Raw genomic sequence first — 14,500 nt, 5'->3', positions numbered from 1 at the left:
TGATGATTTAGTGATAAGTGACGGTGGTAACCGGAGCACTTTTCTTGCACATAAAAGTTAACAAAGGATTGGATGACTGCTCATCCAATCCCTCACTAATCAATTTTATTCTAATGTGATATCCAAACCTAAACCTCTTAACTCGTGAACCAATACGTTGAATGATTCAGGAACTGATGGTGTAGGCAGGTTTTCGCCTTTAACAATGGCTTCGTAAGTTTTGGCACGGCCAATTACGTCATCCGATTTTACAGTAAGGATCTCTTGTAGAATGTTGGCAGCACCAAACGCTTCCAGAGCCCAAACCTCCATCTCACCAAAACGCTGACCACCAAACTGAGCTTTACCACCCAGCGGCTGTTGCGTAATCAATGAGTATGGTCCGATTGAACGGGCGTGCATCTTATCATCAACCATGTGACCCAGTTTAAGCATATAGATGATACCTACTGTGGTTGGCTGGTCAAAACGTTCGCCGGTTAAACCATTATACAAGTAAGTACGGCCGGTAGCCGGTAAACCTGCTTTAGCAATCCAGTCTTCCACTTCCTGATAGGTTGCACCATCAAAAATCGGAGTAGCGAATTTAATGCCCAGCTCTTTACCTGCCCAACCTAACACAGTCTCATAGATCTGCCCCAAGTTCATACGCGAAGGTACACCCAGTGGGTTCAGAACGATGTCAACCGGTGTTCCGTCTTCCAGGAATGGCATGTCCTCGTCACGTACAATCCGCGCTACGATACCTTTGTTACCGTGGCGACCGGCCATTTTATCACCCACTTTAAGCTTACGCTTTTTAGCGATGTAAACTTTAGCCATTTGAACTATACCCGACGGAAGCTCGTCACCTACACTAATGGCAAACTTATCGCGACGGTAAGCACCCAGCTCTTCATTTACCTTAATACCGTAGTTATGCAGTAACAACTTAATCTGATCGTTTTTATCGTCGTCAGTTGTCCACTTGGTTGGGTTAATGTTTTCGTAAGGAAGCTCAGTTAATGTTTTTTGAGTGAATTTAACACCTTTTGGCACCAACAGCTCTTTGTAAACATTGTAAACACCTTGTGAGGTCTTACCATTTACAATCTCGAATAACTTATCAACCAAACGATTTTTAAGGTCTTTTATAGCCTTATCGTGTTTAGCGTCCAGTTTCTCTAACTGTGCTTTTTCCTCAGCTTTTGAAGTCTTTTTAGCACGAGAGAATAACTTGGTATCGATAACCACACCGCTAATTGAAGGCGGAGTTTTCAAAGAAGCGTCTTTTACGTCGCCCGCTTTGTCACCAAAGATAGCACGTAACAACTTTTCTTCCGGTGAAGGGTCAGACTCGCCTTTAGGGGTAATCTTACCAATCAAAATATCGCCTTCTTTAACCTCAGCACCTACACGGATGATACCGTCTTCATCAAGGTCTTTGGTAGCTTCTTCTGATACGTTAGGGATATCTGGTGTTAATTCCTCTTCACCACGTTTAGTGTCACGAACTTCAAGCTCAAACTCTTCAACGTGTAATGAGGTGAAAATATCCTGTGATACCACACGCTCAGAAATCACGATCGCATCCTCAAAGTTATATCCTTGCCAAGGCATGAACGCTACTTTCATATTACGACCTAAAGCCAGCTCACCATCTTGTGTGGCATAACCTTCACAAAGCACTTGTCCTTTTTCAACCCTCTGGCCTTTTTTAACAATCGGCTTCAAGTTCATGGTAGTGCTTTGGTTTGTTTTTTGGAACTTAATCAGGCGGTAACCTTTAGTATCCTCGTCAAACGACACCAAACGGTCATCGTCGTTACGGTCATATTTGATACGGATCTCGTTGGCATCTACATACTCAACAATACCATCGCCTTCGGCGTTAACCAGCGTACGTGAATCTTTCGCTACACGGCCTTCCAAACCAGTACCTACAATTGGCGCCTCAGGGCGTAAAAGTGGCACGGCCTGGCGTTGCATGTTCGAACCCATCAACGCACGGTTAGCATCATCATGCTCCAAGAACGGAATCAATGACGCTGCAATCGAAGTGATCTGGTTTGGTGCAATGTCCATATAATCCAAACGCTCAGGCTCAATAATCGGGAAGTCACCTTCAAAACGAGCTTTTACGCGTGGCGTAGCAAACACACCTTTATCATCATACACCGCATTAGCCTGACCGATGGTTTTACCATCCTCATCCTCTGCAGATAAGTAAATTACCGGCTCATCAACTGCAACCACGCCGTTATCCACACGTTTGTATGGCGTTTCGATGAAGCCCAGGTTGTTGATCTTGGCATGCACACATAGTGAAGAGATCAAACCGATGTTCGGTCCCTCTGGTGTTTCAATGGTACACAAACGACCATAGTGCGTGTAGTGCACGTCACGTACCTCAAAACCGGCACGCTCACGAGACAGACCACCAGGGCCAAGCGCCGACAAGCGGCGTTTGTGTGTAATCTCAGCCAACGGATTGGTTTGATCCATGAACTGAGATAATTGGTTGGTACCAAAGAATGAGTTGATTACTGATGACAAGGTACGCGCGTTGATCAGGTCGGTTGGCGTGAACACCTCGTTGTCACGAATGTTCATACGCTCACGGATGGTACGTGCCATACGTGCTAAACCAACACCAAATTGTGCGTACAATTGCTCACCTACCGTACGTACACGACGATTTGATAAGTGGTCAATATCATCCACCTCAGCTTTAGAGTTAATCAATTTAATTAAGTACTTAACAATGGCAATAATATCTTGCTTGGTTAATACTTTAATCTCGTCTGATGTATCCAGCTTCAGTTTACGGTTGATGCGGTAACGACCCACATCGCCCAGGTCATATCTTTTATCTGAGAAGAACAAACGATCGATGATACCACGAGCAGTTTCCTCATCAGGTGGTTCAGCGTTACGTAACTGGCGGTAGATGTGCTCAACCGCTTCTTTCTCAGAGTTCGAAGTATCTTTCTGTAATGTATTATATATAATGGTATAATCGCCGCTGGTAGATGCATCTTCCTTGTTCAGGATAATGCTCTTTACACCTGCATCGATTATCTGATCAATATTATCATCATTCAGTATGGTTTCGCGCTCCAGGATGATCTCATTACGGTCAATAGACACCACTTCACCGGTATCCTCGTCCACAAAGTCTTCCACCCATTTTTTAAGCACCCTTGCAGCAAGCTTGCGGCCAACAAATTTCTTGAGGCCAGATTTGCTTACTTTCACTTCATCAGCCAGTTCAAATAACTCCAGAATGTCTTTATCTGAATCGTAACCGATAGCACGAAGCAAGGTAGTAACCGGGAATTTCTTTTTACGGTCAATGTAGGCATACATTACGTTGTTAACGTCTGTAGCAAACTCTATCCATGAACCTTTGAAAGGTATAACACGGGCAGAGTATAATTTAGTACCGTTGGTGTGGCGGCTTTGGCCGAAGAACACACCAGGTGAACGGTGCAGCTGCGATACGATTACACGCTCAGCACCATTAATAACGAAGGTACCTTTTGGCGTCATGTAAGGAATGGTACCCAGGTACACATCCTGTACAATGGTTTCAAAGTCTTCGTGCTCTTCATCATTACATGAAAGGCGAAGCTTTGCCTTTAAAGGCACACTGTAAGTTAAACCACGGTCGATACACTCTTGAATATCGTAGCGTGGCGGATCAATAAAATAGTCCAAAAACTCCAACACGAAAATGTTACGAGAATCGGAGATAGGAAAGTTTTCGGCAAACACTTTAAACAAGCCTTCTTTATGACGGTTGTCTGAAGTGGTTTCCAGCTGGAAAAATTCCTGGAAAGATTTCAACTGAACATCCAGAAAGTCAGGGTAGTCGAGGACGTGCCTGCTGGTTGCAAAGTTCACTCTTTGATTATTTTTGTTTGCCAAGGGATTATAATTTTAATATGGATTAAACTCTTATTGGTTTATTTAAAGTTGTTCCTGAACTTCAAACAAAAATCAAAACGTTATAAACGGCAATAGACCCCGACCAAATACAGGTCGGAGTCTTATGCTTAAGGGCTCTATTGAGATAAATTATTTAATCTCAACTACAGCTCCGGCTTCTTCTAAGGCTTTCTTCAAAGATTCAGCTTCGTCTTTAGCAACACCAGTTTTTACTTCTTTAGGTGCACCATCAACTAAGTCTTTAGCTTCTTTCAAACCAAGGCCGGTTAAGTCTTTTACTAACTTAACAACAGCTAACTTCTGACCGCCAGCTTCTTTCAAGATAACGTCAAACGCAGTTTGCTCAGCAGCAGCAGGAGCAGCATCGCCACCACCAGCAGCCGGCGCAGCAACAGCAACAGCTGCAGCAGCAGGCTCAATACCATACTCGTCTTTCAGGATCTGAGCTAATTCGTTAACTTCTTTTACTGTTAAGTTTACCAACTGTTCAGCAAACGCTTTTAAATCTGCCATTTTATTCTAAATTTTACTTTTAATACTTTGTTTTGTAAATGCGCCCTTAAGGTGTACGCTTAACCTTCTCTTTCTTGTAATGTTTTTACCAAGCCTGCAATAGTAGTTCCGCCTGATTGAAGGGCAGAAAGTACGTTTTTAGCAGGTGATTGCAATAAGCCAATGATTTCGCCAACCAATTCTTCTTTTGATTTAAGGGTCAACAGTGCATCAAGCTGACTGTCGCCTACAAATGCTGAAGAATATACGTAAGCCGCTTTCAGAACTGGTTTATCACCTTGTTTTCTTAATTCTTTGATCAGTTTGGCCGGAGCTTTTGCTGACTTAGAGAATAAGATTGTTGAAGTTCCTTTAAGCGAATCGAATAATTGATCATAATCGCCTTCGGCAGCTAGTAAAGCTTTTTTAATCAAGCTGTTTTTAGCCACTTGCATGGTAATGTCGTTGTCAAAACATTTACGACGGATGTCGTTAACTTTAGCAACGGTTAAATCTGCAGTATCAGTAATATAGAAATTACCATACTCTTTGATCTGCTCGGTTAGAGCTTCAACCAGTTCGTATTTTTCTTCTTTATTCATGATTAGATCCCCGCTACTGTTTTGGTTTCAACTTCGATTCCGCGAGACATAGTTGAAGAGACGTGAATGCTCTTGAAATATGTTCCTTTTGCTGCTGATGGTTTTAATTTTGAAATGGTTTGCAATACTTCCAAAGCATTTTCATAAATTTTTTCAGCAGGGAAAGATACTTTTCCGATGGAGGCGTGAATGATACCGGTTTTGTCAACCTTAAAATCGATTTTACCAGCTTTAACCTCATTTACAGCTTTACCCACTTCTGGAGTTACTGTACCTGATTTAGGATTAGGCATCAGGTTACGCGGACCCAAAATACGGCCCAAACGTCCTACCTTAGCCATTACGCTTGGCATTGTGATGATAATGTCAACATCAGTCCATCCGCCTTCTATTTTAGCGATGTAGTCATCCAAACCTACGTAATCTGCACCGGCGTCTTTTGCTTCTTGCTCCTTATCAGGAGTACAAAGCACCAAAACGCGTACAGTTTTACCGGTTCCATGAGGTAAGGTTGCTATACCACGCACCATTTGATTGGCTTTGCGCGGGTCAACACCTAAACGTACGTCTATATCAACAGATGCGTCAAACTTAGTAGTGGTAATGTCCTTTACTAAGCTGGCTGCATCCTGTAAAGAGTATGCTTTGTTAGCCTCAATTTTGGATAGTACTGCTTTTTGATTTTTTGTTAATCTAGCCACTGTCTTAAACTGATTTGTGTGTTAAATAATTTATTCCGGATTTCGGATCTTAGATTTCGGAACTAAAAATGAATTTCGAAATCATCAATCCAGCGTCCGAAATTTAGTTGTTCCAGGGTGCTGTACCAGATACGGTAATACCCATGCTGCGAGCAGTACCAGCCACCATTTTCATGGCCGATTCTACTGTGAATGCGTTTAAGTCAGGCATTTTATCTTTAGCTATCGTTTCAACCTGCTCCCAATTTACATTGGCAACTTTTTTACGGTTTGGCTCGGCCGATCCACCTTTTAAACCTGAGGCTTCCAACAATTGGATTGCAACCGGAGGGGTTTTGATGATAAAATCGAATGACTTATCGGTATACACAGTAATTACTACCGGCAACACTTTACCAGGTTTATCCTGAGTACGTGCATTGAATTGCTTGCAAAATTCCATAATGTTCACACCTTTTGCACCCAATGCAGGCCCAATTGGAGGTGATGGATTTGCAGCGCCACCCTTAACTTGTAGTTTTACTAACGCACCGACTTCTTTTGCCATCTTTAATAAAATTTAATGTACTTAATGTTAGTAAGTTGGAAGCAATGTAACATTTAAGCGCTGAACATAAAAAATTCAGCCCGCAAAGATATGAACTTTACGGGCTGAATGCAAATTTATTCTGATTATTCTTTTTCTACCTGCATGTAGTTTAACTCTAGCGGCGTTCGGCGGCCAAATATCTTAACCATAACCTTCAGCTTCTTCTTCTCTTCGTTAACCTCTTCAATTACACCGCTAAAGCCATTGAACGGTCCGTCCATTACTTTAACGTTCTCACCTACATAATAAGGTACGTTTACCGTTTCGCCTTGCGCGGCCATCTCGTCAACCTTACCCAGTATACGGTTTACTTCGGCTTGGCGCAATGGTATAGCATTGCCAGCTTTATCACCCAAGAAACCTATTACACTGTTGATATTTTTGATAATGTGTTCAAGCTCGCCATCAAGCGCGGCTTCAACCATTACATAGCCAGGGAAGTAGTTACGCTCTTTAGCAATCTTCTTGCCATCGCGCATTTGGTAATATTTTTCGGTTGGTATTAGTACCTGTGGTATCAGGTGTGATATACCCAGGCGGTTAACCTCGGCATCAATGTATTGCTTTACCTTTTTTTCTTTACCACTAACGGCCCTAACCACATACCACTTTAACTGATCACTCATCTTTCGTTTACTAATTAGGCAAGTGAACTATAAAACAGTCTTAAAACGTAGCTAATAACCTGATCCATACCGAAGATAACCAGTGCGATAATTAAAGCAGCAACCAGCACCAGTATAGCGCTGCTTTGCAGCTCGCGCCAGGTTGGCCAGGTTACTTTCTCGGTTAACTCGATATAAGATTCTTTGATATATTCAGCTACTGCAGACATTTTTTGAATTACTTAAATGCACGGGAACAAGGATTCGAACCCTGATCAAAGGTTTTGGAGACCTCTATTCTACCGTTGAACTATTCCCGTTTGTTAATCCTAAACCTAATAGGCTTAAGAATTCTTTTCAAGTTATTAAAACAAAGTACCCGGCAATAAAGCCAAGTACTTTGTTTATAAATTAACCTATACCTTTTTCTTCCCTGTTAGGGGTTGAGGGCTAGGTCTTATTTTAAGATTTCAGTTACCTGACCAGCACCTACTGTACGGCCACCTTCGCGGATAGCGAAACGTAAACCTTTTTCCATTGCGATAGCGTTGATTAACGATACAGTGATTGTAACGTTATCACCTGGCATAACCATTTCTACGCCTTCAGCCAATGAAATTTCACCAGTTACGTCAGTGGTACGGAAGTAGAACTGCGGACGGTATTTGTTGAAGAATGGTGTGTGACGACCACCTTCAGCTTTTGATAATACGTAAACTTCTGCTTTGAAATCGGTGTGAGGAGTTACTGAACCTGGTTTACAGATAACCATACCACGACGGATGGCTTCTTTTTCAATACCACGTAACAATAAACCTACGTTATCACCTGCTTCACCACGGTCAAGGATTTTGCGGAACATCTCAACACCAGTAACAACTGATTTTAAGTTTTCAGCACCCATACCTAAGATGTCAACTTGATCACCAGAGTTGATGATACCACGCTCAATACGGCCGGTAGCAACAGTTCCACGACCAGTGATTGAGAATACGTCCTCAACTGGCATCAGGAATGGAAGATCAGTTAAACGTGGAGGAATTGGAATGTAGCTATCAACTGCATTCATCAAATCCATAATTTTTTCAACCCATTTAGGCTCGCCGTTAAGACCACCTAAAGCTGAACCTTGGATTACTGGAATATCATCACCAGGGAAATCATAGAATGATAATAATTCACGGATTTCCATTTCAACTAATTCTAATAACTCAGGATCGTCAACCATGTCAACTTTGTTCATGAAAACTGTCAAAGCAGGTACACCTACTTGACGAGCTAACAGGATGTGCTCACGAGTTTGTGGCATTGGACCGTCAGTTGCAGCAACTACCAGGATAGCGCCGTCCATTTGGGCAGCACCAGTAACCATGTTTTTCACATAGTCAGCGTGACCTGGACAGTCAACGTGTGCGTAGTGACGGTTTGAAGTTGAGTACTCAACGTGTGCAGTGTTGATAGTAATACCACGTTCTTTTTCTTCAGGAGCCGAGTCGATTGAATCGAAAGAACGAGCCTCAGATAAACCTGCATCAGCCAATACTTTTGTAATAGCTGCGGTAAGGGTTGTTTTACCGTGGTCAACGTGACCGATTGTACCGATGTTTAAGTGCGGCTTACTGCGGTCAAACTTTTCTTTTGCCATGATTTATAAAATGTTTGTAGGTTAATTTACTTTTTAATTGTCGTTTTTTATACGCCGAGCCAACGAAGGGATTTGAACCCTTGGCCTCTTCCTTACCAAGGAAGTGCTCTACCCCTGAGCTACGTCGGCTTATTCATTTAGTTTTCAGTTGCCAATTTTCAGTTGTCGGGTATTAACCGACTGCTGCGAACCGCTTGCTGCTAACTGGAAACAGAGCGGAAGACGAGGTTCGAACTCGCGACCTATAGCTTGGAAGGCTATCGCTCTACCAACTGAGCTACTTCCGCATAAAAGTTGGCAGTCTTCAGTTATTGGCTGGCAGCAACTGCAAACTAATAACTTAAAACTGCCAACTAAATTGTGGGGAGGGAAGGATTCGAACCTTCGTAGCCGAAGCAGCGGATTTACAGTCCGCCCCATTTGACCGCTCTGGTACCTCCCCAGAGCTTGATTTCGGATGACATAGATGCTTGATTCCGGATTAACCGTAAATCTCAACACCCTGATTTAAAAAAAATCGAAATCCGAAATTTAAACTTGAGCCCCCTATCGGAATCGAACCAATGACCTACTGATTACAAGTCAGTTGCTCTACCAGCTGAGCTAAGGAGGCTTAATTTTTATATTTTAAAGAACCGTTTCCTTTTCGTTAAGTACCTCTCCGAAAGGGAATGCAAATCTACACAAATTTAAACCCGTGCAAAATATTTTTCAAAAAAAAATCAGCAGGTTAAAAACCTGCTGATTCTATTATTTGTATTGTGCTGATTTTCAATATTCCTCGTCTTCGACAGCCAGTGTATTTACTTTTCTGGCTTCGTCTGTTATAGCAGTTTGTTTCTGTTTATGCTTCTGAATTTGCTTGCGTAAACTCTCAACTGCCAGGTCTGTGCCCTCCTCAAAGCTCTTACATTGGTGGCGGGCAAACAACTGGTTGCCTTTAATCAACAACTTAATCTCCGTTATTTTATTTTCATCCTCGCCAGTATTCTCCAGTCGCAAAAAAACGTCGCCGCTGGTTATACTGTCACTAAACTGTTCTAGCTTGTTAGCTTTTTTCTGAATAAAATCAATCAACTTTTTGTCTGCACTGAAATGAATCGCATGAACAGTAATTTTCATATGTTCCTCCTTGTTAATTAGCCTTTGGATGGGCTTGTTTATAAATAGATTTAAGTCGTTCAACGGAGTTGTGGGTGTACACCTGAGTAGCGCTCAGGCTGGCATGCCCCAGCAGATCCTTAATTGCATTAAGGTCTGCACCTTTGTTCAATAAGCTTGTTGCAAACGTATGCCGCAGCACGTGCGGGCTTTTCTTGTCCTGAGTGGATATGTAGTTTAAATATTTATGCACTATCAAGTATACCATTTTGGCGTAAGCATCGGCTCCTTTATTGGTAACGATTAATTTTAACGAATTGTTATCAAAAATTTCACTTTTCTTTAACACCAGGTAATGTTGCAGCAATTGCTGCAGTTCTCGGTTAAGCGGAATGATGCGTTGTTTATTGCGTTTGCCCAGCACTTTAACCGTGCCTTCGTACAGGTCAATATCCGCCTCTGTGATACCCAGCAGCTCGGCCAAGCGCATACCGGTACCAAACAGCAGCTCTATCACTAACTTATTGCGCACGCCTTTAAAATCGGCTTCAAAAACATGGTCGCTGTCCAGCATACGCGACAGCTTCTCCTCCTCTACTACAACAGGCAGTTGTTTGGCTATTTTTGGTGTTTGTATACGACCTGTGGGTGAGGCCGTTATGTGTTGGTTTTCCAGTAAAAACTTAAAATACTTACGCAACGTGGCCACCTTGCGGTTGATTGACCGGCTAGTGAGCTTCTGATTCATGAGCTCTACCATCCAGTTACGGATATGGTGATGCGTTACCTCAGATGGATGCGCAATAATAACATCAGGATGATTGAGGAATTGATAGAATTGAGTCAGGTCAGACTCGTAAGCAGCAACCGTATGAGGCGAATAACGTTTCTCATACTTGATGTAGGCTATAAACTGCTCTAAAAACATAAAAACTATTTGTGCAATGCCGGATGGGCAAAGTACAAATAGTTTTAATATATCAAAACAGGAAGTTTAAATTAAACTGTTTCCTGATTCATGCCTTGTTTGTAGATGGCGTGTTTCACCACATTTCTGCGGGTAACTGATTTTTTCTCGTAAGCCTGGCGACTGCGCAGTTCGCGTAAAACACCGGTTTTCTCAAATTTCTTTTTGAAACGTTTTAGGGCTTTATCTAACGATTCGCCGTCTTTTACATTGATAATAATCATAATCCTTCTAAATACCTCCTTTCAGGGAAGGCAAAGGTAAGTATAAGGTTTTGATTTTTAATACCTTTTTTTAAAGATTGTATTGATGTGCAAAAGATGTGCAGGCTTGGCACTTACAGCAGGTGCAAAAATTTAATACTCTGCTAATACGACCAATTTATCACTCAAAGGCGCAATCTTCTCTTTGCCTTTTAAAAAGCCCAACCCTACCACAAAGCTAAATCCTGCTACAATGCCGCCCATTTCTTTGATCAGCTCGGTAGTAGCAATAACGGTGCCGCCGGTGGCCAGCAAATCATCATGTATTAATATATGCTGTCCGGGGGCAAAAGCATCGGTATGCAACTCAATAGTAGCGGTGCCATACTCCAGCTCATAAACTTTTTGCTTTACCGTATAAGGCAGTTTACCGGCTTTACGTACCGGAATAAAAGGAACGCCCAGTTTGCCTGCCAGTTGTAACCCAAATAAAAAGCCGCGGCTCTCCACTCCTGCTACTGCATCAATCTTTACATGCTGCAAACGGGTGGCAAAAGCTTCAACAATACGCTCGCATAATATAGGGTCTTTAAGGATAGGGGTAATATCCTTAAATACAATACCTGGCTTAGGAAAATCGGGTACATCACGTATTGCGTTCTTAATTTGCTGCTCAATCATGGGGTTAAAGATAATGTGCAGAGGTGTGGATATGCAAATCTGCAGATGATTTTCGGTGTGCAGAAGTGATATACTATGGCAAATGTATCTGGAACAAACAGGATAGCTCATTCCATTTTCTATTTGTGTAATTCGCACATCCGCACATTTGCATATCTACACATCAAACATTTTGCACGTCAAAAAATCCGCTATCTTTGACGCGCTATGAGTAAAAATACCGACGAACTGTTTAAAAATGTGATTGCCCATGCTAAGGAGTATGGTTTTGTGTTTCCATCCAGTGAAATTTATGACGGCTTAAGCGCCGTATACGATTATGGCCAAAACGGCGCCGAACTGAAAAACAACATCAAGACTTACTGGTGGAAGAGTATGGTGCAACTAAACGAGAACATTGTGGGTATCGACTCGGCCATATTTATGCATCCTAAAATATGGAAAGCCAGCGGTCACGTAGACGGCTTTAGCGACCCTATGATTGATAATAAGGACTCTAAAAAGCGCTATCGTGCCGACCAGTTGCTAGAAGACAAGATAGACCGTTATGATAAAGACGGCAAAACCGACCAGGCTGAGCAGTTGCAAATTGAACTGGATAAAGCCATGAAAGCCGATGACCTGCCCCTCCTGCGTGAACTGGTTATTGAGCACGAAATTGCCTGCCCGGTAAGCGGCACCCGTAACTGGACCGAGGTACGCCAGTTTAACCTAATGTTTAGCACCCAAATGGGTGCAGTGGCCGATGACTCTGACGTAGTATACCTGCGCCCCGAAACTGCACAGGGTATCTTTGTAAACTACCTGAACGTGCAGAAATCGGGCCGGATGAAAATCCCATTCGGTATTGCACAAATTGGTAAGGCTTTCCGTAATGAGGTTATTGCCCGTCAGTTCATCATCCGCATGCGCGAGTTTGAGCAAATGGAAATGCAATTTTTTGTTCGTCCTGGCACCGAAATGCAATGGTATGAGCACTGGAAACAAACCCGTTTGAGGTGGCACCTGGCCTTAGGTACCCACAATGCAAAATACCGCTACCACGACCATACCAAGTTGGCGCACTACGCCAATGCTGCTGTTGATATTGAATTTGAATTTCCGTTCGGCTTCAAAGAAGTGGAAGGCATACATAGCCGTACCAATTTTGATTTAAGCCAACACCAAGAGTTTTCGGGTAAAAAAATGCAATATTTTGATCCGGAAACCGATCCTGAAACCGGCAAACCTTATGGCAACTATATACCCTATGTAATTGAAACATCCATAGGTTTAGACCGCATGTTCCTGCTTACGTTGATGAATGCCTACGAGGAAGAAGACTTGAGCACCGATGAAAAGCAGGACAGCCGCACCGTATTAAGGTTACACCCTTGCCTGGCGCCGGTTAAAGCCGCTATTTTCCCTCTAACCAAAAAAGATGGCTTGCCCGAAAAAGCGAAAGAGATTATGGACACCCTCAAGCTGGACTTTAACCTGCAGTACGAAGAGAAAGACGCCATTGGCAAGCGGTACCGCCGCCAGGATGCCATAGGCACGCCATTCTGTATTACGGTAGATCACCAAACGCTGGAAGATAATACCGTAACCATCCGTCACCGTGATACCATGGCCCAGGAACGCGTTCCGGCCGACCAACTGGATAAAATCATCGGCGATCTGGTAAGCTGGAAGAACGTATTGCAATAACAAACCCCAAGCACTCGTCAAAGGACGGCTTTGAATAGCATACTTGTTAAGACCTGTCATCCCCAACCATGGTGACAGGTCTTTTTTGTTAGCTCATCGCTTAAGATTTTTCGTTAATACTCGAAATGCTAGGTCTTATATTTAAGTAATTCCCGCACGATCTCCGGGCTGCTCTCATTGCCATTCGACTAGAGCCGTACAGTGGCTATGCGAGCAGCAGTAACCAAATTATAATTTCACAAAAAGCCTGGTGATGGTTATCATTGGGCTTTTTTTATCACTTGCTTTTATCAAAGTTTTTGTGGTACTTCAAACAAACCTTATTAAAACATGAAAATATTTTTCAGCTTCCTTATTGCCGCTATTTTTTGCACTGGCAATAGCAAAGCACAAGACACCAGAATAGCCCGCGCTCAGAACCTGGCCTGCGGATGCCTCGATAGTTTAAAAAGCCTGCCTTTTAAGCAACGGGCCGATTCGTGCCTGAGTAAATCTGGTGCACAAGCGCTATCAGAAGGGATGAAAAGTGGTACTAAAGTACCAACAACCGTTGAAGGTATGCGCAGTTTCCTTACCAGTGTACAAAAGGAAGTGTATAGCAGTTGCCCAACTTACAGGCAGGGGTATAATGAAGAACAGATGAAAGTCTATGAAGCCTTGTCGGCCAACCCCGAAGCCAAAAAGCTTTATAGTAATGGCGGCAATTTAATGGAGGCCCAAAAATGGGATGAGGCTATTGCAGCTTATGAAAAAGCAGTAAAGCTCGACCCTAAGTTTGCCTATGCTTATGATAACATAGCCATCTGCTACCGAAAAAAACAAGACTATAAAACCGCCATCAAATATTACCAAAAATCGCTTGAAGTTTTCCCGGCAGGTAACCTGGCGTTGCAAAATCTGGCAGCGGTATACTCCTATGATAACAACAATACCGAGGCCTTAAACCAGTATAATAAGCTAAAGTACCTATACCCGCAGGATGCAGAGGGCTACTTTGGCGCAGGTAAACTTCAGGCTATTGCAGCTAACTATGAAGTTGCTTTAGATGATATTTTTACAGCACACCTGCTTTACGCAAAAAATAATTCGGCCTATGTTAAAGACAGCCAGCAATTGGTTGCTTATGTATACACTAAAATGAAAGCTAATAACCAGGAGGATGCCTTTATGAAGAAAGCTAAGCAATATAATATCAACATCAATACTTCGGGCACAAATAAATAAGTACTAAAGCAACACGGCATTTAATAGCAAAAGCTATCCTAAACAGGTAGCTTTTGCTATTTCAAAACTTT

The 14,500-nt window shown here is 42.6% G+C and carries 14 protein-coding genes and 5 tRNA genes; 2 read left to right on the top strand and 17 right to left on the bottom strand.

All coding sequences use genetic code 11. The annotated features are described in order from the left end of the window. Positions 1–105: 105 nt before the first annotated feature. The 17 genes from rpoB to ABDD94_RS06215 all read right to left on the bottom strand — a co-directional run bounded on the left by rpoB (position 106) and on the right by ABDD94_RS06215 (position 11,516). Complete coding sequence (gene rpoB, locus ABDD94_RS06295; RefSeq protein ID WP_345948382.1) at positions 106–3,909, bottom strand: DNA-directed RNA polymerase subunit beta; 3,804 nt, start codon at positions 3,907–3,909, stop codon at positions 106–108. 150 nt (positions 3,910–4,059) lie between these two features. Further along, on the bottom strand, positions 4,060–4,443 hold the full coding sequence (gene rplL, locus ABDD94_RS06290; RefSeq protein WP_345948383.1) for a 50S ribosomal protein L7/L12: 384 nt from the start codon (positions 4,441–4,443) through the stop codon (positions 4,060–4,062). 59 nt (positions 4,444–4,502) lie between these two features. Next, positions 4,503–5,024, bottom strand: a complete 522-nt coding sequence (gene rplJ, locus ABDD94_RS06285) for a 50S ribosomal protein L10 (RefSeq protein ID WP_345948384.1) — start codon at positions 5,022–5,024, stop codon at positions 4,503–4,505. A 2-nt stretch (positions 5,025–5,026) separates the two neighbouring features. After that, positions 5,027–5,725: a 50S ribosomal protein L1 gene (gene rplA, locus ABDD94_RS06280; RefSeq protein ID WP_345948385.1), complete on the bottom strand. Its 699-nt coding sequence runs from the start codon at positions 5,723–5,725 to the stop codon at positions 5,027–5,029. 103 nt (positions 5,726–5,828) lie between these two features. Continuing rightward, on the bottom strand, positions 5,829–6,272 hold the full coding sequence (gene rplK, locus ABDD94_RS06275) for a 50S ribosomal protein L11 (RefSeq protein ID WP_345948386.1): 444 nt from the start codon (positions 6,270–6,272) through the stop codon (positions 5,829–5,831). 125 nt (positions 6,273–6,397) lie between these two features. Next, positions 6,398–6,940 (bottom strand): transcription termination/antitermination protein NusG, encoded by a 543-nt coding sequence (gene nusG, locus ABDD94_RS06270; protein WP_345948387.1) that lies wholly within the window; start codon positions 6,938–6,940, stop codon positions 6,398–6,400. 14 nt (positions 6,941–6,954) lie between these two features. Beyond that, positions 6,955–7,149 (bottom strand): preprotein translocase subunit SecE, encoded by a 195-nt coding sequence (gene secE, locus ABDD94_RS06265; protein WP_345948388.1) that lies wholly within the window; start codon positions 7,147–7,149, stop codon positions 6,955–6,957. Between the two features lie 19 nt (positions 7,150–7,168). Continuing rightward, positions 7,169–7,239, bottom strand: a tRNA-Trp gene (locus ABDD94_RS06260). 137 nt (positions 7,240–7,376) lie between these two features. Continuing rightward, the gene (tuf, locus tag ABDD94_RS06255; protein WP_345955123.1) at positions 7,377–8,564 is read right to left on the bottom strand and encodes an elongation factor Tu; all 1,188 of its coding nucleotides are present in this window, start codon (positions 8,562–8,564) and stop codon (positions 7,377–7,379) included. A 57-nt stretch (positions 8,565–8,621) separates the two neighbouring features. Next, positions 8,622–8,693 (bottom strand) — tRNA-Thr (locus ABDD94_RS06250). An 85-nt stretch (positions 8,694–8,778) separates the two neighbouring features. Then, a tRNA-Gly gene (locus ABDD94_RS06245) sits at positions 8,779–8,851 on the bottom strand. 74 nt (positions 8,852–8,925) lie between these two features. Then, positions 8,926–9,006, bottom strand: a tRNA-Tyr gene (locus tag ABDD94_RS06240). Positions 9,007–9,104: 98 nt separating this feature from the next. Continuing rightward, positions 9,105–9,177: transfer RNA gene (locus ABDD94_RS06235), tRNA-Thr, on the bottom strand. A 158-nt stretch (positions 9,178–9,335) separates the two neighbouring features. Next, entirely contained in the window at positions 9,336–9,686 is a 351-nt protein-coding gene (gene raiA / locus ABDD94_RS06230) for a ribosome-associated translation inhibitor RaiA (RefSeq protein WP_345948390.1), read from the bottom strand. 13 nt (positions 9,687–9,699) lie between these two features. Beyond that, entirely contained in the window at positions 9,700–10,593 is an 894-nt protein-coding gene (locus ABDD94_RS06225) for a tyrosine-type recombinase/integrase (RefSeq protein ID WP_345955122.1), read from the bottom strand. Positions 10,594–10,664: 71 nt separating this feature from the next. After that, a complete protein-coding gene (rpsU, locus tag ABDD94_RS06220) occupies positions 10,665–10,856 on the bottom strand; it encodes a 30S ribosomal protein S21 (protein WP_345948392.1) in 192 nt (63 codons plus the stop codon). 132 nt (positions 10,857–10,988) lie between these two features. Then, positions 10,989–11,516, bottom strand: a complete 528-nt coding sequence (locus ABDD94_RS06215) for an adenine phosphoribosyltransferase (protein ID WP_345955121.1) — start codon at positions 11,514–11,516, stop codon at positions 10,989–10,991. A 207-nt stretch (positions 11,517–11,723) separates the two neighbouring features. Here ABDD94_RS06215 and ABDD94_RS06210 point away from each other — a divergent pair, with 207 nt between their 5' ends. Then, positions 11,724–13,205: a glycine--tRNA ligase gene (locus ABDD94_RS06210; protein WP_345955120.1), complete on the top strand. Its 1,482-nt coding sequence runs from the start codon at positions 11,724–11,726 to the stop codon at positions 13,203–13,205. Positions 13,206–13,535: 330 nt separating this feature from the next. Next, the gene (locus ABDD94_RS06205; protein WP_345955119.1) at positions 13,536–14,429 is read left to right on the top strand and encodes a tetratricopeptide repeat protein; all 894 of its coding nucleotides are present in this window, start codon (positions 13,536–13,538) and stop codon (positions 14,427–14,429) included. Positions 14,430–14,500 lie beyond the last annotated feature (71 nt).

The organism is Mucilaginibacter sp. PAMB04168 (assembly GCF_039634365.2).
GTDB lineage: Bacteria > Bacteroidota > Bacteroidia > Sphingobacteriales > Sphingobacteriaceae > Mucilaginibacter.
Note: the sequence above shows the minus strand (reverse complement) of the source record. Positions and strands in the feature narration are given on the sequence as shown.